This is a genomic window from Shewanella sp. 4_MG-2023 (genome assembly GCF_030548015.1).
In the GTDB taxonomy this organism is placed as follows: domain Bacteria; phylum Pseudomonadota; class Gammaproteobacteria; order Enterobacterales; family Shewanellaceae; genus Shewanella.
In genome coordinates, this window is record NZ_JAUORL010000040.1 from 1 (window position 1) to 20264 (window position 20264).

21 protein-coding genes are annotated in these 20264 nt (G+C 40.7%); 13 read left to right on the forward strand and 8 right to left on the reverse strand.

The window, feature by feature from the left end:
- Positions 1-912, forward strand: a 912-nt coding sequence (locus Q4546_RS17200; RefSeq protein WP_303446708.1) for a permease, incomplete at its 5' end; no start/stop codon positions are given.
- A 430-nt stretch (positions 913-1342) separates the two neighbouring features.
- Positions 1343-3457 (forward strand): hypothetical protein, encoded by a 2115-nt coding sequence (locus tag Q4546_RS17205; RefSeq protein WP_368506625.1) that lies wholly within the window; start codon positions 1343-1345, stop codon positions 3455-3457.
- A 172-nt stretch (positions 3458-3629) separates the two neighbouring features.
- On the opposite strand, the gene Q4546_RS17210 is transcribed toward Q4546_RS17205, so the two are convergent.
- Positions 3630-4424: a S1/P1 nuclease gene (locus Q4546_RS17210; protein ID WP_303446710.1), complete on the reverse strand. Its 795-nt coding sequence runs from the start codon at positions 4422-4424 to the stop codon at positions 3630-3632.
- Between the two features lie 326 nt (positions 4425-4750).
- Between Q4546_RS17210 and Q4546_RS17215 the strand changes: the two genes are divergently transcribed.
- From Q4546_RS17215 to Q4546_RS17225, 3 genes are all read left to right on the forward strand, one after another.
- Positions 4751-7906 (forward strand): TonB-dependent receptor, encoded by a 3156-nt coding sequence (locus Q4546_RS17215; protein ID WP_303446711.1) that lies wholly within the window; start codon positions 4751-4753, stop codon positions 7904-7906.
- A 129-nt stretch (positions 7907-8035) separates the two neighbouring features.
- A complete protein-coding gene (locus Q4546_RS17220; RefSeq protein ID WP_303446712.1) occupies positions 8036-8515 on the forward strand; it encodes a GNAT family N-acetyltransferase in 480 nt (159 codons plus the stop codon).
- Positions 8516-8591: 76 nt separating this feature from the next.
- A complete protein-coding gene (locus Q4546_RS17225; protein WP_102436932.1) occupies positions 8592-8909 on the forward strand; it encodes a putative quinol monooxygenase in 318 nt (105 codons plus the stop codon).
- Positions 8910-9002: 93 nt separating this feature from the next.
- Here Q4546_RS17225 and Q4546_RS17230 read toward each other — a convergent pair whose 3' ends face one another.
- Positions 9003-9266, reverse strand: a complete 264-nt coding sequence (locus Q4546_RS17230; RefSeq protein WP_102436930.1) for a hypothetical protein — start codon at positions 9264-9266, stop codon at positions 9003-9005.
- A gap of 157 nt (positions 9267-9423) precedes the next feature.
- Between Q4546_RS17230 and Q4546_RS17235 the strand changes: the two genes are divergently transcribed.
- Positions 9424-10302 (forward strand): radical SAM protein, encoded by an 879-nt coding sequence (locus Q4546_RS17235; protein WP_303446713.1) that lies wholly within the window; start codon positions 9424-9426, stop codon positions 10300-10302.
- A 76-nt stretch (positions 10303-10378) separates the two neighbouring features.
- Here the strand turns inward: Q4546_RS17235 and Q4546_RS17240 are convergent, their stop codons facing one another.
- Positions 10379-11086 (reverse strand): DUF3313 family protein, encoded by a 708-nt coding sequence (locus tag Q4546_RS17240; protein ID WP_102436927.1) that lies wholly within the window; start codon positions 11084-11086, stop codon positions 10379-10381.
- Positions 11087-11226: 140 nt separating this feature from the next.
- Here Q4546_RS17240 and Q4546_RS17245 point away from each other — a divergent pair, with 140 nt between their 5' ends.
- Positions 11227-11700 (forward strand): GNAT family N-acetyltransferase, encoded by a 474-nt coding sequence (locus Q4546_RS17245; protein WP_241901083.1) that lies wholly within the window; start codon positions 11227-11229, stop codon positions 11698-11700.
- Positions 11701-11727: 27 nt separating this feature from the next.
- Here Q4546_RS17245 and Q4546_RS17250 read toward each other — a convergent pair whose 3' ends face one another.
- The 3 genes from Q4546_RS17250 to Q4546_RS17260 form a co-directional block, all read right to left on the reverse strand.
- Positions 11728-11922 (reverse strand): helix-turn-helix transcriptional regulator, encoded by a 195-nt coding sequence (locus tag Q4546_RS17250; protein WP_102436925.1) that lies wholly within the window; start codon positions 11920-11922, stop codon positions 11728-11730.
- On the reverse strand, positions 11919-12341 hold the full coding sequence (locus Q4546_RS17255; protein WP_102436923.1) for a hypothetical protein: 423 nt from the start codon (positions 12339-12341) through the stop codon (positions 11919-11921). Before Q4546_RS17255 ends, Q4546_RS17250 begins: the two co-directional genes overlap by 4 nt.
- Positions 12342-12604: 263 nt before the next feature.
- Positions 12605-13438 carry a mechanosensitive ion channel family protein gene (locus tag Q4546_RS17260; RefSeq protein WP_102436921.1) on the reverse strand — a complete coding sequence of 278 codons (834 nt, stop codon included), beginning with the start codon at positions 13436-13438 and terminating at the stop codon, positions 12605-12607.
- A gap of 311 nt (positions 13439-13749) precedes the next feature.
- On the opposite strand from Q4546_RS17260, the gene Q4546_RS17265 reads away from it, so the two are divergent.
- Entirely contained in the window at positions 13750-14217 is a 468-nt protein-coding gene (locus Q4546_RS17265) for a hypothetical protein (RefSeq protein ID WP_102436919.1), read from the forward strand.
- A 99-nt stretch (positions 14218-14316) separates the two neighbouring features.
- Here the strand turns inward: Q4546_RS17265 and Q4546_RS17270 are convergent, their stop codons facing one another.
- A complete protein-coding gene (locus tag Q4546_RS17270) occupies positions 14317-14526 on the reverse strand; it encodes a YdcH family protein (protein ID WP_076539247.1) in 210 nt (69 codons plus the stop codon).
- Between the two features lie 304 nt (positions 14527-14830).
- Here Q4546_RS17270 and udp point away from each other — a divergent pair, with 304 nt between their 5' ends.
- From udp to Q4546_RS17295, 5 genes are all read left to right on the forward strand, one after another.
- Positions 14831-15589, forward strand: a complete 759-nt coding sequence (gene udp, locus Q4546_RS17275) for a uridine phosphorylase (protein ID WP_102436917.1) — start codon at positions 14831-14833, stop codon at positions 15587-15589.
- A gap of 333 nt (positions 15590-15922) precedes the next feature.
- Positions 15923-16417, forward strand: coding sequence for an NfeD family protein (locus tag Q4546_RS17280; protein WP_102436916.1), 495 nt, complete (start codon positions 15923-15925; stop codon positions 16415-16417).
- Between the two features lie 126 nt (positions 16418-16543).
- Positions 16544-17473 carry a slipin family protein gene (locus Q4546_RS17285; RefSeq protein WP_102436914.1) on the forward strand — a complete coding sequence of 310 codons (930 nt, stop codon included), beginning with the start codon at positions 16544-16546 and terminating at the stop codon, positions 17471-17473.
- Positions 17473-18414, forward strand: a complete 942-nt coding sequence (locus tag Q4546_RS17290) for an SPFH domain-containing protein (RefSeq protein WP_102436912.1) — start codon at positions 17473-17475, stop codon at positions 18412-18414. The genes Q4546_RS17285 and Q4546_RS17290 overlap by 1 nt, the downstream gene beginning before the upstream one ends.
- Positions 18415-18616: 202 nt before the next feature.
- Positions 18617-19735 carry a glycosyltransferase family 4 protein gene (locus Q4546_RS17295; protein ID WP_303446716.1) on the forward strand — a complete coding sequence of 373 codons (1119 nt, stop codon included), beginning with the start codon at positions 18617-18619 and terminating at the stop codon, positions 19733-19735.
- Between the two features lie 31 nt (positions 19736-19766).
- Here Q4546_RS17295 and Q4546_RS17300 read toward each other — a convergent pair whose 3' ends face one another.
- On the reverse strand, positions 19767-20189 hold the full coding sequence (locus tag Q4546_RS17300) for an N-acetyltransferase (protein ID WP_102436908.1): 423 nt from the start codon (positions 20187-20189) through the stop codon (positions 19767-19769).
- Positions 20190-20264: the final 75 nt, after the last annotated feature.

Consider the following 20264-nt stretch of genomic DNA (forward strand, 5'->3'; position numbering starts at 1 on the left):
GAATCCGTTAAGGCTGAGGCAGCGAGTTGTTGCTCGAGCAAGTCTGAATCCGTTAAGGCTGAGGCAGCGAGTTGTTGTGCGAGCAAGTCTGAATCCGTTAAGGCTGAGGCGTCGAGTTGTTGTGCGAGTAAATCTGAATCCGTTAAGGCTGAGGCGTCGAGTTGTTGTGCGAGCAAGTCTGAATCCGTTAAGGCTGAGGCTACAAGTTGCTGTTCAAGCAAGTCAGAGGCCGCTAAAGAAGAGAAAAGTGGATGTTGTTCAAGTGAGACAACGTCTGCTGCCAGTGAAGAAAGCTGCTGTGCATCAACCCAAGACATGGCGACAGAGCTTAAACAAGAAACTGTTCTGTCTCGTATCTTCACTGGACTTAAGTATGCCGCAACCGATTTAGTGCGAGATACGACGTTGTGGTTATTAGTCGGATTATTCTTTGCTGCGTTAGTACAAACCTATGTGCCGACTGACTTTTTAGCAAAATGGGGTGATGGCATTCTCGCTATGCTAGTCATGGTGTTAATTTCAGTGCCTATGTATATCTGCGCCACCGCATCAACACCGATAGCGGCAGGCTTGTTGTTAGCAGGGGTATCACCGGGGGCAGTTCTGGTATTCATGATGGCAGGGCCTGCGACTAATATCGCCACTTTAGGTGTGGTTGCAAAAGAGTTAGGTAAACGCGCCTTGTTTGGCTACTTAGGCGGCGTATTAGGTGTGGCTTTGGTTGCAGGGATATTGGTTAACTATCTTGTGGCTGAGTTTGGCTTAGTAGTGATGCCGCAAATTGGTGAACACCATGAATTACTCCCTCACTGGTTAGTGCTAAGTTCTGGCATTGTGTTAGCGGTACTAATGGCAAAAGTCGTTTGGGATAAACTGCCTAAAATGAACATAAAACGAGATTGCTGTTCATAAGCTTTGATTGTCCCTTATAAACCACAAAGGCCCTTGAAGGGCCTTTTTTATGTGAGTTATTGCCATTTATAGAGGGCTTGGCCGTAAGAACATCTTAAAGCGCTATTTATATCGGTTTAATGGTCAAATCTAGTCGATATATAAGAAGAAAATAATTAATAATTTAACATTTTTAGCACTCATAAAATTACGAGCTAGATACATTTTGATGCAAACGTTATTAAAAACAGGTATTTAATTGTTTGCTAAATAAGTTGGTTATTATATAAGGAGGTGCTTAATAAGATTTGGATCAAATAATTATCATAAAGAGTTATTTTAATATTTATTACGGCATTGTGTGTGATGGTTATCACCCTTCGACTTTGTAGAAAAGATTATATTCAAGGTCGGTTTATACCTAATAAGTAGTAATAAGCTACTAGGAGTGATGATGAAACATTTAACGAAAAGCAAATTAGCATTTGTTATCGCAGCAGCAATGGGGATTGCGGGTTGTGGTAGTGATGGCAAAGACGGTCAAGATGGCGCGCCAGGTGAACCTGGTGAACCAAGTAACCCACCAGTAGTAGAAATGTCAGAAGTGACAACAGTTACTATGATCAATCATGCATTAGAAGAAGGTCAAATTCGCTATGAATTTGAAGTAACTAATGAAGACGGTGAATTAGTTAACGGTTTAGCGAAAGCTGAAGCTAAATTTGCTGAAAAAACTGAACGCGGCGTTGTCATGAATCGCGATGGTGCAGTTGGTGGTTATACTGATACAACTAAAGAAGGTGCAGTATTAAATTCACTTGGTGATGGCCATTACGAATTTATCGCGCCTATGCCTGCGGTAACCACAGCTTCAGAAGGCATTGTTTGGTTGCGAGTTGGCGGTGATGATTCAACTCAAATCGCACGCTCACAACCAATGGTTGTGGCAAAAGCCGAAATGATTCATACAACGACGACAGAAACTTGTCAGTCTTGTCACGTTGATTATGCAGCGTCACACCTTAAACATCCTAGCTACACAGCAATTAATGCTGATGGCGAAGTAGATTTAGTCGGTGGCTGTATGGTGTGTCATAACAACGTATCTCAAGCTGAAGATAATGGCGGTTACGCAACCAATACATTCCAAAAAATTGGTCATATTAATCACCAAGAATTTGAAAAGGATTTCACGCCAACTAACTGTTATACCTGTCACGCTGAACCGGTGATGAATAACGGTAATTTGACTGGCAACGGTTGTACTGATTGTCATAATACTGGCGATGTTGCAGTTGCTAGTGTAATGGCTGATCCTAGCTTTGATATGCGTGAACTACATGCTTCAGCTATTGGTGTAACTGAGCGTAAGTCAATGCGTGACAACTACTCTACTGAAACTTCAGCGGTTTACCATGATGCTGATTTAGAGTTTACCGATCACAAAGATGTTTCTTGGGTTGGCGCTTACTGTGTTGATGTGAAGTTGTTTGATAACTCTGGTGAAACACCAGTGCAGTTAAATATTGGTGAAATGTATGAAGCACACGAAGTAACCTATGCAGGTGCTTATGTTAACGCCTATGACAATGAAACAGACTCAATTGTTGCACGTGTCATTGGTCATGGTGCGGAAGGTTATGTAGAACGTGAAGATGGTACGCGTTCAGTTTGTTACGGTGAGCTATTAAATGCACCTGGTAGTGGATATGAAAATGCGCATCTTACTACAAGCTCACGTGTCACTTTAGCTGATACAAATTGGCAAGATGATGATGGCAAATTTGGCGTATCATTTACTGGCTACTCTGAAGTAGTGGATAATACATTTACCGCTATCGATAAGCCATTCTCACGTCGTCATAATATTGATGCCAACAGCTGTACTACATGCCATACCAATGAAACTAACTACCATAAAAATGGTAGTTATAATGATGGTGGCGAATCATGTATCGCTTGTCATAACAACGGTCAAGATCGTGCAGGCGCAAGAACCGTTGCTTTAGATGCGTTTGTATCAGATGAAATGCGTATCAAAGCGGGTTACATCATTGCTGTAAATGATAGGGATACTGGCGAACAAACAGGTTGGAAAGCAAACAGTGCTGGTGGTTTTGGGCCAATGGTTCATGCATGGCATTGGGGAGAGTTTCAACCGATTAAAGGTTCAGAGCTAGTTGAACAAAGAGATGGCAGTTTTGAGGAAGAGCTGATTACTAACTCAGCAATCAACTTAAATGCTGACAACTGTGTTTCTTGTCACTCTGGTGGTATTGATTTATATGCAATTCCAGATCGCTTTATGAAAACAAAAGCATCTAACGGTGGCAGTACTGGTGAGTCAGGTGGCTTTGGTATCGTTTCAAGCCCTATTGGTGCAAATTGTGTAGTTTGTCATGAATCAGCCTCTGCTGAAAGTCACATGGAAGCCAATGGTGCAAGCTTTAATATACAAGCTGAAAGTGCTGATTGGTATACAGCCCCAGCAGGTGAATCTTGTGCAACGTGTCATGCTGAAGGTAAATCATTCGGTATCGAGAAGTTCCATAACTTCGAACGTTAATGATTCATTATCGACATAAATGCCCTGCAAGGTTATGTTGATAACAATGATTTAATCGTGAGAGATTAAAAACAAAAGAGCCACTATGACTAGTGGCTCTTTTTTTACGTTTGTGTTGCAACATTAGTGCAATTTAATAATGTAAATAAGTCAGTTAAAAGACGCTTTAATATTATTGACTAAAAATAATATTCAACTTTTCGGCTAAACGAATACCTGCTTGCTGCATTCTTAGCTCCACAGTTGGGGTGTGATCAAAAATATATTGGAAGCGCAAATCAGGTTGATCATCACGATTTTTTTCTAACTCATACGCGGCATCACGCAAAGCTTTGGATTCATCCGCCCACACATAATAGTTTTGGCCTTGCCAGTCGCTGATATCTTTTGCTGAAATACGACTGATAAATTTAGTGTATTCGGTATAGCTTAATTTTTGATGCTCAATCAGCTTGCTATCCCACACTGAATGCAAATTAGTGTCGTCGCCAAACCACTTCAATTTAACTGAATTACCGCCGCGATCATGGCTGTGACCTACGTGTAATGGCTGATGAATATCGCCGACAAAATGCACATAAAAGGCTAAAGCTTGCCATTTATCTTGTTCAGGTGTAGTGGCGTTTTTTAGTACTTTTTCATACTTTTCAAGACGTTCAATAATATCGCCTTTCGGGTTTCTGGTGACTGTGTCCCAGGTTTTGCCATCGTCAATTGACACATAATGCCAAGGCGATGAGTGATACCAATTTTTGTCTGAACGGATCTCATCTGCCCAAGTCGACATCTGCGCAAGAGACTCACCTTGAGTTAGTTGATTAATCTTTTCTTGAGCGGTTTTGGATAAATTATTTTGGGCAATTTCACCAATAATACGGTGACCTAATTGGCCAAATGCCTGTGCTTGCTGACTAGTAAAAACGGATACAGCCAGTGTGGCACTCATTAACAATATAGCAGGTTTCATTATTATTATTCCATTGGCATTTAAGTAGCTTGGACCTAGTAAACCACTTAAATGAGGTTAGACAGCGAATGATGAACGTCACTTTTTAGATTAATTTTTTGTGACTAAAGAGCCTACTTTGCGGTTGTTGTGCGTGCTTTGTTGTGGATGTCGCGCGAAGTTGACGGTCGCAGTTTAAGTTTTGTTGGTAAATAGTTCAAGAATGACATGATTTTGAAACAAATTGGTTATAAACTAGCGCCTGAAGTTTTTACTCTACAAGCTTCTTTATAAAGCTAGATTAACTAGTACATAAATAAATATAAAAATATTTCAGGGGTCTGAAAATGTTAAACAATAAAATCAGTCGCTTAGCGCTAGCGACATGCTTTGCTATGGGCGTTGCTCTACCAGCCATGGCCGCAGATACAGCATCAAACATCCGCGGTCAGATTGTTGGCCCACAAGGTAATGCAGTAACAGATGCAACAATTACCATCATCCATGAACCTACAGGTACAGTGACAGAAGTAACTGTTGGTGCTGATGGTAACTTCACTGCACGTGGTCTTCGTGTTGGTGGTCCTTACCTAATCAAAGTAGATTCAGAAAAATTTGCTGATGATGTCGAACAAAATTTATATTTAAACGTCGGTGAAACATTACGTTTCAACCGTACTTTACAATCTGCTGCTGATATTGAACGTATCGGTGTTGTCGGTAATGCGAGTTATTACCGTAGTGCGGGTGGTAACAGTGAATTTGGCGCGAAAGACATTGCTAATTCTCCAGGTATTAACCGTGATTTAAAAGACGTATTGCGCCAAAATCCTATGGCTGTTGTCGGTACTGATGGCGTTTCAATGAGCGTTGCGGGTATTAACCCACGTTTTAACACTTTTGTTGTTGATGGCGTATCGCAAAATGATGATTTTGGTCTTAACTCAAACGGTTACCCAACTCAGCGCTCTCCAATCTCAATTGATGCGGTTGAAAGCGTTGCATTAAATACCTCACCTTTTACAGCAAGAACTGGTGGTTTCTCTGGTGCGCAAGTCAATGCGGTAACCAAGTCAGGTACTAATGAATTAGATGGTACTGTTTTTTGGGAAACCACTAACGACAGCATGGCTGGCGATGGTAAAGACCAAGAAAATGGCGACAAGTTAAAGCAAGATTTTGAAGAAACAACCTTTGGTGGCACTGTTGGCTTCCCGCTAATTAAAGACAAATTATTCTTCTTTGGTTCTTACGAAAACTATGATGCACCTCAGGCTGCAGAATGGGGACCAGCAGGCGCAGGCTTTGCTAATGACTCCAATGTAACTAGCGATGATTTAGATCGTATTAATGCGATTGCCAGTGATGTTTATGGTTTAGGTAATATTGGTAGTTATGATGCTTCTCCTGAAGAAAATGACGAAAAAATATTAGCTAAAATTGACTGGAACATTAACGATGATCATCGTGCATCTTTTACTTACCAAAATACCGTAGGTAACAGAACTAGCAAAGTTTCGGACGATGAAAGTTCGCTTAATTTATCCAGTTATTGGTATAACAAAGAAGAAAAGTTAGAGTCGTACGCTGGTACTGTTTACAGCTACTGGACTGATGATTTTACCACTGAAATTAAAGTGGCTTATAAAGATACCACTTCTAACTCTAACCCTGTAACTAGCACAGGTATTGGTCAAGTAAATGTTCGTACTGACGCTGGCGATGTTAACTTTGGTACAGAGCGTTCACGTCAAGCAAATGAATTAAACAACCAAAATCTAGAATTACGTTTTGTGGGTGATTATTATTTAGATGAGCACAACATTGGTTTTGGTTTCCAGTTTAACAATGTGGAAGTCTTTAACCTGTTTGCTCAAGATACCATGGGTTCATGGGATTTTGATTCAATTGATGATTTTGAAAATGGCATTGTTGACCGTTTCCGTTACCAAAATGCGCAATCAGGAAATTCAAATGACGTAGCTGCTAGTTTCAATATGGAAACGTTAGCGTTATTTGTTGAAGATACTTGGGAAATTAATGAAGATCTAGAAATGACTTATGGTGTGCGTTACGAAACCATGAGCATGTCAGACTCTCCTGCACTGAATGAAAACTTTGTGGAACGTTATGGTTTTGCCAACAATGAAACCATGGACGGCAAAGACATCTGGTTACCACGTCTTGGCTTAACATATGTGTTATCTGACGATGTGACCTTACGTGGTGGTGTAGGCCGCTTCAGTGGTGGTTACCCAACAGTTTGGATGTCAAACAGCTTCTCAAATGATGGTAACAGCTTATTAAGTTTCAACGATGGTTGGGATACTTCTTGGGGAACGCCTGATTTTGGCAATGTGCCAAACGGCGCACAAGATGGCTTAGTGGGCGGCGATGGTAACACTAACTCACTAGACCCGAACTTTGAGCTTCCTTCAGATTGGCGTGCAAGCATTGGTTTTGACAGTACTTGGGACTTCGGTGCACTAGGTCAAGATTGGTTCTTTGGTGGTGAATTTTTATATATCCAAAAAGAAAATGATGTTGCTTGGGTAGATTTAGCTCGTCGTGAACTGAAAACGGATGATACTGGTCGTGTTATTTATGAGCCTTTCGATCCTTTAGATCCGACAAATGAAGATTATGAACGTTACGACTTGATGCTAACTAATGCTGAAGAAGATGGTACCAGTCAGACATTAAGTTTCACCTTAGCTAAAAACTGGGACATGGGTTTAAATATGCGTCTTGGTTACGCATTTAACTCAGTTGATGAAGGTAACCAAGGTTCATCTTCAACGGCAACTTCAAACTACCAGTACACCATGGTTGGCGCAGATCGTAACGGCACAACAATGGGCCCAGGTTATTATGAAACGCCACATCGTTTCACTATGAGCTTAGGTTATGATGTTGAATTTGTTGCAGGCTATAACTCAAGCTTTAACATGTTCTATGAAGCACGTGAAGGCCGCCCAATGACTTGGGTACTAGGTTCGCACAATGACCGTGGTTTCGGTGACCAAGGTGCATTTGCTTACTCTGATTCTTACTTACCTTATATTCCTACTGGCGCAGATGATGCGAACGTAGAATACTCAGGTGGTTTAACTTATGAAGAGTTTAAAGCGGCAGTTGATGAAATTGGCTTAGGTAAATATGCTGGTGGTATTGCTGGTAAAGCATCTGATAATCAACCTTGGGTACATCAGCTAGATTTCCGTTTCACGCAAGAATTACCTGGTTTCACAGAGAAACATAAAGGTATTTTATACTTTGACGTGAAAAACGTACTTAACCTAGTAAATGATGATTGGGGCGTAGTTGAATACCAATCATTCGGTAGCAAAATCTTAGTAGACCATAGCTATGATGCTGACACAGGTGTTTACACTTACTCAGTACCTTACGGTCAAGATGGTATCGAAACCGCTAACAACAATACTTATGATATTAATAAGTCTGCTTGGCAGTTAAAAGTTGGTGTTAAATACAAGTTCTAAATTGAGCTAATTTAACCTAAAAATACCGAGCTTATGCTCGGTATTTTTTTGTCTGAAATTCACTGGTTAATCAGCCTATTTAATCATGCTAGACTGCTCTAATAGCTATTAATTTTATGGTAATAATACATGTCGTTAAAAGAGTTAATGCATTGGAAACTACTGAGCTTTAATGAACTTAGCCTTGATCAGTTATACGAGTTATTAAAACTCAGAGTCGATGTGTTTGTGGTAGAGCAAAACTGCCCTTATCCCGAGCTTGATGATAAAGACCGATTACCGCAAACCAAGCATTTGTTAGGGATTAATGAGCAAGGTGAAATCATTGCGTATACGCGAATTTTAGCGGCAGGTGTCAGTTATGATGAAGCCAGTATTGGCCGAGTGATTGTGGCAGAAAAGGGCCGTGGCCATGGTATTGCACATGCGTTAATGATGCGCTCAATTAATGTTGTTAAAACTCAGTGGCCGCAAACCAGCATCCAAATAGGCGCGCAACAACATCTCAGCGATTTTTATCAGCAGCAGGGCTTTATCTTAAATTCAGAAATGTATCTTGAAGACGGCATACCGCATATCGATATGCTACTTAATTTACAAAATAACTAGTCATTTAAGACTGCTATAGGAACAGTTTATTTAGTTTGTATTAGCGTATTTATATTATCAGTATTAAGGAAAAATAATGTCAGATTTTATCATCAATAATACCCGTATCGTATGCGTTGCTCAGTTTGTTGCTAAAGAAGGTAAACGTGATTTACTGGTTGAAGCTCTTGCTAAGCTGATCCCAGCGACTCGCCGAGAATTAGGCTGTATTCGCTACGAGTTAAATATCAGTTTAGATGATGATAGCAAAGTGGCCTTTGTGGAAAAATTTGCCGACAGAGCAGTATTTGATAAACATAATGCGACTGATTACATTCAAAATTATTTCCACAATGTTATGCCTGAGCTTGTTGAGTCACATAAGGTTGAAGTGTTCAATGAAGTGATTGCTTAAGCATTAAACTGATTAGCAAAATGAAAAAAAGAGTGCGAGTGCACTCTTTAAATTATTTCGATTATACGATGATAGCTTTGTTAATCGCTAAGTTTAATGGGGCTTAGGTAATTCCCTTAAGGTTAAATTAGGGTGTAAATTTAACTCACCTTCATGGTCAATAATGGCGATGTCATCTTGCTGAGAAATTACAGCCAGAGGGCCTTCTGGCATGCTTCTCACAAAAAGCAATCTGTAACCAAAGCGGTTTAAATCGTATAGGGCAACTTTTTGATCTGCAGTCAGCAACTCCCAATGCTCTTCATGAGAACGAGGGTTTTCACGTCTTTCACTGAGCTGATATGCGACTTGATTCATAAATCAATTGGCCTGAATAATTATTTTTATTAATCGACTATAAACAAGCAAAATGATCAATTCAAACGTTTTATTGCAAAAAATAGAATGAAAAACAATCTTAACGAGTATTTTTAATACAAAAACTGTCATTGATAGGGATTTAGAGGTTATTTAGATGATTCACTATATTGAACCGGTTTATCGACCACCATCAGAGTGGAAGTCGCTGATATTGCAGGTGACCAATGGTTGTAGCTGGAACCTATGTTCTTTCTGCGATATGTATACCCAAGAGCAAAAAAAATTTCGCGCCCACAAAGTCGATGCTATTGAGCAAGATATTCTCAGCGCTGCCGCTTCAGGGGTACCAATCTCTAGAGTGTTTCTAGCTGATGGTGATGCAATGACGTTGCCGTTTAAGCGCTTAAAAGAAATCTGCCAGCTGATTAATAAACATTTACCCAGTGTCACTCGCATTAGTAGTTATTGCTTACCGCGTAATTTAACTAACAAAACCGTTGAACAGTTGGCGGAGCTTAAAGCCTTAGGCTTGTCTTTACTTTATATCGGCTGTGAAAGTGGTGACGATGAAGTGTTAACCCGTATCCAAAAAGGCGAAACCTTTGAATCCTCTTTAGCTGCTTTAAGCAAAATAAAGCAAGCCGGGATCAAGTCATCAGTGATGATTTTAATGGGGCTAGGGGGCAAGGCGCTTTCTATTCAGCACGCTAAGGCATCTGCAGAGTTGATGAATCAAGCTCAGCCTGAGTATTTATCTACCTTGGTGGTGACATTGCCATTGGGGACCGAGAGAATGGATCAGGCATTTGATGGTGATTTTGTGTTGCCCGATCAACTGGGGCTGTTGACCGAAATGCAAACTTTGTTATCGGGCCTTACACTGGAGAAAACTATTTTTCGTTCTGATCATGCCTCAAACTATTTAGTGCTGAAAGGCGTTTTAGGCAAAGATAAGCCGCAATTACTGGCTCAAGTAGAACAAGCGATTAAAGGCAGTATTCCGTTACGCCAAGAATGGCAGCGGGGCTTGTAATTAACAGTGCCAATTGTGGTATCACAATTGGCACAGAGCTTATCGAGTATGTTTTTAAGGCTTATTGCTATTGACTCTATTCTTCGGCTACCGCCGTCATTAAGGCATTTTTGAAATCATTGACCCAGTGACGATAAACCGTTTTAACATCACCCCAATTGAATACTTGGGTGTTTTGACGCCATTGATCAAAGCCCACACCGCGATCAGCCGCTTTGGCTAACACTTCACCGCTTTGTCCATCTTTAAGTACCGCCAATAACACCATTGAGCCTGAGTTTTGGGTATAAGTTTTTCCCATGGAATTATAGCTTCGGCGGGATTTTTCAATTGGCGCGCTTAAGCGGATATCGGTTACAGCGGTTTCAATCACTAAGGTGTTAGGACCTTTTTCTGTGACTAACTCAAAGGGCTGCTCACTATTGAACACATCGCTAACGGTTTTACTAAATTGCAGCGCCATTTTATCAAGGGACTCTTGGGGTAAGTCGTAGGTGGCATTAGGCCCTTCAGTTTGTTTATTAATTCGAGGCGCTCGATAACCTTCAGGATGATCATTGGTGACTTGGGTCGGTTCAAAGTACAGTTTGGTATATTGGCGCCAATTTACATCGGGTCTTGCGTACGATAAGGCCAGTCTGGAGTTATCGACTTTAACTAAACCTTCTTTGGTTATTTCAGCGTCCGGTCCTTGTTGCAGGCTGGCAGGCCCCGATGCACAGCCCATGAGAGTGAATGCTATCAAGCAAATTAAGGGGCTAGCAGTTAAATAAGTCTTGCGCATATAATCAATCCATTAATGTATATTGTGCTAATAAATATGGCAGCTATCACTGCAGAGTCAATAATAGATTTAGCGCTCAGAGTCAGTGTTTGAATTATGGCTTTTGGTTAAACAAGACTAAAAATAGAAGGTTTATGAGCATGAGTTCAAACATGGATATTCGAGTCGATGATTTGTCTGGCGTTGAGGTGGCGGCACTATTAAATGAACACTTGCAGGACATGTACGCCACGTCGCCAGCAGAAAGTGTCCATGCGCTAGATTTAACAAAACTGCGCCAAGATGATATTACCTTTTGGACTGTGTGGGAAAATCAGCAGCTACTTGGCTGCGGCGCAATTAAACAATTAACTGCCAGCCACGGTGAAATAAAGTCGATGCGGGTTGCTAATGCACATCGCGGTAAAGGTGTTGCTAAGCACTTACTGCAACATATGCTAGCGTTTGCTAAATGTCAGGGTTATGAGAAGTTAAGCCTAGAAACCGGCTCAATGGATTTTTTTAAACCCGCAAGGCAATTGTATCAAAGCTTTGGTTTTGACATTGGCGATAAGTTTGCTGATTATGATAATGACCCTAGCAGCCTATTTATGCATAAAACCTTAACGGCCTGAGTGGTATTGAGCTGACGAAGAGGCAGGTTATGCCTCATCTTGAAAGATATCTTCAATGGTTAGCCCAAAAAGGCGCGCCGCTTTAAATGCCAATGGCAAACTTGGATCAAACTTTCCTTTCTCAATAGCATTAATAGTCTGTCTGGAAACGCTCAGTAACTCTGCCAGTTGTGCTTGGGTTAAGTCCCGTTCTGCGCGAAGTACTTTTAATCTGTTTTTCATCGGTACTTCCTATTGCCTAAAATTATCCCCACCATGTAGGTCAAACTCATGATGATGACTAAGTGAGATATCTCTGCATGAGCATTAATCAGCCCTGTGGTGTCGAGCGTTGAATAACTGATGCCCACAATTAATCCGACGCCTAAACTCAGCCCCATGGCGTTAAGCTGAATTTTTTGTTGTAGTTCATCAAGGGAAGCTAGGTGTTTTTTATTAGCGAAAATCATCCCGATACCGACCAAAAAATTAAATCCAATCGCAGCGGCGGTAATGATGTCATGTTGCGACCAAATAAACATTGGACCAAAAGTCGATATCGCGAGTGTGATGACCCATGCAGCGGTCCATTTGGCTAAACGATTGCTGTTAACGTTATTGCACTTTTTCCAATCATTTTCTGTTGAGTTAGGTGTATTCATAAATCATTCCTTTCAAGTTAGCTTGTCTTTAAGTAAAGTAAACTTGACCTAACTATGTAACTAAAAATTACTCATGTCAAGTTTTGATGACATTTAGTAAGCAAATGGTGACTTTTACTGATGACTATAACGGTGACAATATAAAGCTGAATTCAGCCAGTTATTATATAAACTGGCTGAGAATACTTAGATATTTTACGTTGAAATAACGATTGTTTACTTAGCTTTTAGCATTCGCCTGAAGACATATTTTACGGGCTAAGCTACTGCTGCAAATGTATTTCTCTTACAGGACATGGAATGGTTATATCAGCTGATTTAAGCGCTTTGATTATGGCTAAATTCGCTTGGTACTTGTCTTCAAAATAGCTATTGGTTGGCACCCAATAACGCACACCGATTTCCATCCCGATACTGTTGAAATCATTAATGCCCACTTGTGGAGTGCGCGTTTGGCTGACGCCTCCATGGCTCATGACAGCATCTGAAATCAATTTAATCACTTGCTGGGGATCGGTTTGATAATCAATATTAAATTGAGTGTCGACTAGCTTATATTCATGAGAGTTATGCAGTATTTCACCGACAATATGTTTATTAGGGATACTGATTAACTCGCCTTCTTCATTGGTTAATATGGTTAAGCCGAGCTGAATTTGTTTTACCACTCCAGCCACACCTTTAATTTCAATGGTGTTACCAATAACAAAAGGTCGGGTAACAATAATGGTGACCCCAGCAGCATAGTTGGCCAGCATCCCCTGAAGTGCTAAACCTGCACCTAATGATGCGGCACCAATTGCGGCCACCATTGGGGTGACGCTAATACCGAGTTTCCCTAGCGAAATGATCGCCACCATCGCAATGATGCAAATTCTCACTAAGTTAGATACAAAGTTACCTAAAGTGACATCAATATCGTGCTTTTCGAATTGGCTAACAACGAAGTTCGATACTTTATTCGCTATCCAGATACCGATAAGTAAGATGATGACAGCGCCAACAATTTGAAAGCTGTATTGCACAATAAATTCAGTAAGAAGGTCGTAGACATTCTGTATTTGCTGCAGTTCTTGATCTAAGCTTGTTTCATTCATGATGATGTTCTTATTTTTGACGAATTAACAGAGAAATAATGCGTGATATTCCAATGGTAATAAAGTCATTTTTGCAATTAATTAACACTTATTGCTGTCGCTACTTTATTGTTGAAGCCTCTGTTATTGCGAATAATTAAGTCTGTATTAATCCGTGAGGTGCATCATGATTCTAATCCAATGTAATAAAGTCGAATCACAGATTCGAGTATAGTGAGTTGGCTATTTTTAATTTAAGACCTTATTAGCAAAAATGCCCAAACAATTTGTCATTTCAAATAAGGGCTTATCACTTAATTCAGGAAAATAACATGAAAGCGCTTTTATTTGCAGTTAGTGTACTTTTTATGGCTTCAGCACAGGCGAATGTGTTTGTCGTGAATGATAAAATTGAGCCAATTACCTTAGAAGATCAATTTGAACAACCGCTAGTGGTTAATGAACAAACTCAAGTGGTTTTGTTTAGTCGCGGCATGAAAGGTGGCGAGTTCATTCAAGCGGCATTAGAAGCTACAACGACTGAGCAGCAACCTGCAAACTTGGTGTATATTGCTGATATCAGCGGTATGCCATCATTGATTGCTCGCTTTGTGGCTATCCCCCAAATGAAGGATTTACCGTTTGCTATGGGGTTAGATCGTGAAGGCGATGCAACTGCAAACTGGCCTACTGAAGAAGATATGGCCACTATGGTGACCCTAGATAAGTTAACCGTTGTTAGCATCGAGAACTTTGATTCAAACGAAACCTTAATCAAAGCACTTAGCGCCGTAAAATAACTGCTCTCGCTAAACAGATGGTTTACATGAGCCAACAAAAAGGACGCTTCAAGCGTCCTTTTTTGATCGCCAATATTGGCGATTAATACGCAATAGCCATTACTGCTTTTGCAGCATGGTAAAAATTTCTTCTTTTAAATGCAGCTTCTTTGATTTTAGTATTTTCAGCTCTGGGGTGCTATCGCTACTGTAATGCTGCTCATGATGTTTTATCTGCTCATCTAGCTGATTATGTTCATCAAAAATCTTTGAGAAATGGGCATTTGAGGTTTTAAGTTTACTGATTAGCTCACGGTACTCTGGAAACATCGACTTACTCCTTTTATCTAATGTTAACTACAAATTAGCGCTACTTGGCTGTAGGTAATGTGACCGGGATCAATAATTAATTGATTGCCCCAAAAACTTTTTAATCAACTAAAATTGGCTATTTAGCCTTTGCTGATTTATGGTGCTGTAAATTAGTGATGTTAGTTACATTTGTAATTTTTAATCATCACTCGAATGTTTAATAACAGAATTTATGTGACCCAGTTAACCTTCATAGCGTGGCTTGTGGGTTACAGTCGTCACAATTAGAATGATATCTTCAAATATGAAAGGGGTTTTCAATATGGCCGACGTATTTCACCTAGGATTAACCAAGCAAATGCTTGATGGCGCAACCTTAGCGATTGTTCCAGGGGATCCTGAGCGCGTTAAGCGCATCGCCGAATTAATGGAAAATGCGACTTTTTTAGCAAGTCACCGTGAATACACCAGCTATCTTGCTTATATTGATGGTAAAGCGGTTGTCGTATGTTCAACAGGTATTGGCGGACCATCAACATCTATCGCAGTAGAAGAGTTAGCACAACTAGGTGTGACGACTTTCTTACGCGTTGGTACCACTGGCGCGATTCAACCACATGTAAATGTCGGTGATGTTATTGTCACGCAAGCTTCAGTGCGCTTAGATGGCGCCAGTTTACACTTTGCCCCACTTGAGTTTCCAGCGGCTGCTAACTTTGACTGTACTACCGCTATGGTGGCAGCATGTCGTGACGCAGGCAAAGAGCCTCATGTGGGTATCACAGCATCATCTGATACATTCTACCCAGGCCAAGAACGTTACGATACGGTCTCAGGACGTGTAACCAGCCGCTTTGTGGGCTCAATGCAAGAGTGGCAAGCCATGGGCGTATTGAACTACGAAATGGAGTCAGCAACGCTATTTACTATGTGTGCAACACAAGGCTGGCGCGCAGCGTGTGTTGCTGGGGTTATCGTTAATCGTACCCAGCAAGAAATTCCTGATGAAGCCATGATGAAGAAAACCGAAGGCAGCGCGGTTGCAATTGTGGTTGCAGCTGCGAAAAAACTATTAGCTTAATATATTTAACTAATTGAATGTAAAGGTGCTTAGGCACCTTTTTTATTGCCTTCTTTTTATTGATTTATCCGATTTTTATACAGTTACTGCTAAGCTTTAGCAATGAAATATGATTGCAATATCATCAATATCCTGTATTGTTGACATAATATGTCGTGATATTAACGACCAATATATGGGTTAAAGAGTGCCCATATCCTGTGCTTGAGGTAGCACCACTATTACCACTGTGTAGTAGTTATCAATTTAAAGTTATCAGCTCTATAAAACCTTATCCAAGTTCGGGTTTTATAGCTTAAAGGAACATATGATAACGTTTTTACAGGGGGGTATATGGAATTTTCTAATCCAACCAGTATCTGGTTAATCGTCGGTATAGGGCTGATGTTGTCGGAAATTATTGTTCCCGGTGGCATCGTCATTTTATTAGGTGCAGCCTGTGTCATTGTGGCCGCAGCCTTATTTACCGGTATCGTCGATGGCACCGCGCAAAGCTTCACTTTATGGTTTATCACCTCAATGGTTCTATTGCTTAGTTTTCGCCATATCACCCAAAAAATGATTGGTGGTGACAAGCATGTGGATAATACCGATGAGGAAATGGATTTATATAATCAAGTTGTCACAGTTAAAGCTGATATTGGCCCGGGTGAAAAAACCGGTCGGGTGTTGTTTTCTGGTACTGAGTGGTCAGCACTAGGGGATGGCACTGAAATAAAAGCAGGCACTAAAGTGCGAATTATTTGCCGAGATAATATTGCCTTAGTGGTTGAGCCATATGCAGAAACTGAGTTAATGGGCGAAAGCTTCACTGATAAACAAGATTAGTCACAAAATAGCAGAATTAGGTTTTATTGATTTGGTCACCACACAGAGTGCCAACTGAGTAAAGGAATTAAGTCATGTATAGGGGGCTACGCTACCTGAACATGTTTTGCAAAAGGAAGGGGACATATGTTTGAACTAACTATAGCCATTTTATTTATATTTTTTATCTTATATAAATTGATGTTGATTGTACCGATGCGAGAGGTCAATGTGATTGAGCGCTTAGGTAAATTTAGAACCGTATTACAACCAGGGTTTCACTTTTTAGTGCCATTTGTTGATCGGGTAGCTTATCGCCACGATACTCGTGAAGAAGTACTAGATGTACCACCACAAAGTTGTATTTCAAAAGATAACACCCAGCTGGAAGTTGATGGTTTGGTCTACCTTAAAGTGATGGATGGCAAGTTAGCCAGTTACGGTATCGAAAATTACCGTAAAGCTGCGGTTAACCTCGCGCAAACCACCATGCGTTCAGAAATTGGTAAATTGACCCTATCGCAAACCTTTTCAGAGCGTGACAGTTTGAACGAGTCTATTGTTCGTGAAATTGACAAAGCGTCAGATCCTTGGGGCATTAAAGTGCTTCGCTATGAGATTAAAAATATCTCCCCATCAATACACGTGATCCACACCCTTGAAAAACAGATGGAAGCTGAGCGTAGAAAACGGGCTGAAATCACTTTAGCCAATGCTGAAAAAGACGCCATGATTAATATCTCTCAAGGTGAGCGCCAAGAGGCCATTAACCTCTCAGAAGGGCAAAAGCGAAAACGCATTAATGAAGCGATTGGCTCTGGCCAAGAAATTACCATTATTGCCAAAGCGAAAGCTGAAGGCATGGATATGATTTGCACCGCACTGGCTAACCAAGGTGGTAACGATGCGATGAATATGATGCTGAAAGAGCAGTTTATTAGCCAAGTGGGTGACATTTTAACTGAAACACAAGTCTCAGTGGTGCCTGCTGAAATGGCCAAGTTAGAAGGCTTCTTTGAAGGGATGGAGCAAGTGACCCATGCCGTAACTAACAGCCCAGTAAAAGGAGCACGCTAATGTTGAATGGAATTGATACCGATTTAATTGTTATGGGTATTTGGGGGGTGATTTTTGTTATTTTTGTGCTGAAATTATTCCAATCTATCCGCTTAGTACCCACTAAGTCAGCTTACATTGTTGAGCGACTAGGTAAATATCACAGCACCTTAGATGCCGGTTTTCATGCTTTAGTGCCTTTTGTTGATAAAGTGGCCTATATCCATGACCTAAAAGAAGAAACTATCGATGTGCCACCGCAAGAGTGTTTTTCTAGCGATGAAGTTAACGTTGAAGTAGACGGCGTCATTTATATCTCGATTACCGATCCCGTTAAAGCCAGTTACGGCATAACGGATTATCGTTATGCAGCGATCCAATTAGCGCAAACCACCACACGTTCAGTCATTGGTACCTTAGATTTAGACCGCACGTTTGAAGAGCGCGACATTATCTCGGCCAAGGTCGTACAAGTGCTGGACGAAGCTGGAGCGATTTGGGGGATTCGAGTGCATCGTTATGAAATTAAAAACATTACCCCACCAGAAACCGTTAAAAATGCCATGGAAATGCAGGTTAATGCTGAGCGTGAGCGCCGTGCATTATTAGCCCAAAGTGAAGGTGACAAGCAGAGTAAAATTAACCGCTCAGAAGGTGTGATGGCTGAAACCATTAACCGCTCAGAGGGTGAAATGCAGCGCCGTATCAATGAGGCTGAAGGCAAAGGCGAAGAGATTTTAACGCTTGCTAAAGCCACTGCAGAATCCATTGAGCGCTTGGCGGTAGTGATCTCTAAACCCGGCGGTCAGAGTGCCTTAAGACTGCAGTTAGGTGAACAATACCTCAAACAGCTTGATGGCTTAAAAGATAAAGATAACCGTGTGGTGTTACCCGGCAATATGATTAATTTTGATTATTGGATGGATAGCATGGGTCTGGAAGATAATAAGAAAGCCAAATAATTGTTTAGTGGTAAAATTTAATTAAAAGAGGCTAAGTTTAGCCTCTTTTTTTATGTATTTAACATTATGTATTTAGCAAAAGTATTTAACGACGGACTGAAGCTGAACGCGTAGTAAATTTTGCGATTTAACTGAGACAAGTATATTGTTTTAACAGTGCTTTAATTTAATAAGCCGGTTATTGATAGCTCAAGGAGTCAGAGTGAAAGCGAGAATTTTGCATTGTGTCGATGACCCTAATATGGGCGGCGTTAATTTTGCGTTGCACAGTTTGTGTGGCTCTGACATCCTCACTTTGGCATTTGAATTTGACATTCGTCAGCTGGATTTTAGCCGTTGGCAGAATACGACATTGGACGCTGATATTGTCTGTTTTCATGGCGCCTCAAACTGGCGCAAACTGCTAAATATTGCATGGCTCAGATTGCGTCATCCTAAGATCATATTTATCCTGCAAGAACATCACTACAGCGAACAGTTTGTTAATCAGCAAATTGCACATCCGCAACGTTTCTATTTCATGCTTAAATTAAGCTATCGGTTAATGAATAAAGTGGTGTCCATTTCACCCTCACAGCAGCGATGGATGCTAGCTCATAAGCTATTACCTGCAGACAAAATCGCTCAGTTAGGGCAGGGGCGAGACTTAAGCTGTTTTATCGCCAACAAAAGCCACTCCCCAAAAAACGCTAATCATAGGGTTCCTGTGTTAGCCGCCTATGGCCGATTTCATCCACAAAAAGGCTTTGATTTATTACTCAAAGCCATGCATCAGGTTAAGTCACCGTGTCGATTATTGTTAGCCGGTGAAGGTGAGCAATTACCTTTGCTACAACAGTTAGTTTCTCAGCTTGATAATATAAAGCTGGTGGGCAAGGTTGACGATGTGCCTCGCTTTTTAGACCAATGTGACGGGGTAATTATTCCATCACGCTGGGAGCCTTTTGGTTTAGTATTTATTGAATCTATGGCAATGAGTAAAGCCATTATCTCAACCGATGTGGATGGTTTGGGGGATCAAATTCGTCAGCATCAACTGCAAAACATGGGTAATATCGTTGAGGCTAAGGTTAGCGGCCAAGATGATAAGCAATTTGTTAACTCACTGGCCGATGCTATTGAGCGTTACTTATCGAGTGTTAACTCATCAAGCGCTCTATTATCAAGCCATGTGCCTGCTTACGTTTATGAGCAAGTCGACAATCATGGTCAAAAACAGCAGCATGCCCAAATCGAGGATTGGCGTACTCAGCAATGGCTGCAGCTTCAACAAGCATGGAAAAGCTTATTTGTGCAGCTATTGGAAGATAAGCGTGGTTGAGTGTTAAATGGTTAATGTGATTAATTTCTTGTTAGGAGATTTTTCTCGACATATAAAAGAACCTATCTTCTTCTTTATCTACCTCAAAGCCATTCTTAATGTATAGATGATATGCAGGACTAATTTTGAGAACTCGTAGCCTAAGTTTATTTACACCAGCTTTAATTGCTAACCGTTCACACTCTGTTAGGGCTGCTGCACCAATACCATTATTTTGAAATTTTTCACTAACCTGTAAATCTCGGATATAACACCCATCATTATCAAAGGCTAAACGAATTGCACCCACGACCGAAGCGTTGTAAAGAATGTCCCAGTTTTCTAGGTCAACAATTTGCTCATGTATCTTAGACTGTTCCCAATTTACAGAATAGTGTTCATAATATGAGCGCATGTTTTTAAATGTAATATCTGCCGATGCATAAAGATCGGCTGTTGATTGATATGAAATCATCGCAAATCTCCTAAAGCCCTACTAATTGGCAAAAAATAGTTGGCTAAAATTTTGAGGGGTGAATAGTTAAATTTT

Bases quoted from the DNA above. Each gene is read 5' to 3' on its own strand.
- Q4546_RS17290 (WP_102436912.1), top strand. From the start codon at position 17,473: ATGTTGAATGGAATTGATACCGATTTAATTGTTATGGGTATTTGGGGG.
- Q4546_RS17260 (WP_102436921.1), bottom strand. From the start codon at position 13,438: ATGAATGAAACAAGCTTAGATCAAGAACTGCAGCAAATACAGAATGTC.
- Q4546_RS17285 (WP_102436914.1), top strand. From the start codon at position 16,544: ATGTTTGAACTAACTATAGCCATTTTATTTATATTTTTTATCTTATAT.
- Q4546_RS17250 (WP_102436925.1), bottom strand. From the start codon at position 11,922: ATGAAAAACAGATTAAAAGTACTTCGCGCAGAACGGGACTTAACCCAA.
- udp (WP_102436917.1), top strand. From the start codon at position 14,831: ATGGCCGACGTATTTCACCTAGGATTAACCAAGCAAATGCTTGATGGC.
- Q4546_RS17215 (WP_303446711.1), top strand. From the start codon at position 4,751: ATGTTAAACAATAAAATCAGTCGCTTAGCGCTAGCGACATGCTTTGCT.
- Q4546_RS17245 (WP_241901083.1), top strand. From the start codon at position 11,227: ATGAGTTCAAACATGGATATTCGAGTCGATGATTTGTCTGGCGTTGAG.
- Q4546_RS17230 (WP_102436930.1), bottom strand. From the start codon at position 9,266: ATGAATCAAGTCGCATATCAGCTCAGTGAAAGACGTGAAAACCCTCGT.
- Q4546_RS17235 (WP_303446713.1), top strand. From the start codon at position 9,424: ATGATTCACTATATTGAACCGGTTTATCGACCACCATCAGAGTGGAAG.
- Q4546_RS17255 (WP_102436923.1), bottom strand. From the start codon at position 12,341: ATGAATACACCTAACTCAACAGAAAATGATTGGAAAAAGTGCAATAAC.
- Q4546_RS17300 (WP_102436908.1), bottom strand. From the start codon at position 20,189: ATGATTTCATATCAATCAACAGCCGATCTTTATGCATCGGCAGATATT.
- Q4546_RS17220 (WP_303446712.1), top strand. From the start codon at position 8,036: ATGTCGTTAAAAGAGTTAATGCATTGGAAACTACTGAGCTTTAATGAA.
- Q4546_RS17205 (WP_368506625.1), top strand. From the start codon at position 1,343: ATGATGAAACATTTAACGAAAAGCAAATTAGCATTTGTTATCGCAGCA.
- Q4546_RS17280 (WP_102436916.1), top strand. From the start codon at position 15,923: ATGGAATTTTCTAATCCAACCAGTATCTGGTTAATCGTCGGTATAGGG.
- Q4546_RS17270 (WP_076539247.1), bottom strand. From the start codon at position 14,526: ATGTTTCCAGAGTACCGTGAGCTAATCAGTAAACTTAAAACCTCAAAT.
- Q4546_RS17225 (WP_102436932.1), top strand. From the start codon at position 8,592: ATGTCAGATTTTATCATCAATAATACCCGTATCGTATGCGTTGCTCAG.
- Q4546_RS17240 (WP_102436927.1), bottom strand. From the start codon at position 11,086: ATGCGCAAGACTTATTTAACTGCTAGCCCCTTAATTTGCTTGATAGCA.
- Q4546_RS17265 (WP_102436919.1), top strand. From the start codon at position 13,750: ATGAAAGCGCTTTTATTTGCAGTTAGTGTACTTTTTATGGCTTCAGCA.
- Q4546_RS17210 (WP_303446710.1), bottom strand. From the start codon at position 4,424: ATGAAACCTGCTATATTGTTAATGAGTGCCACACTGGCTGTATCCGTT.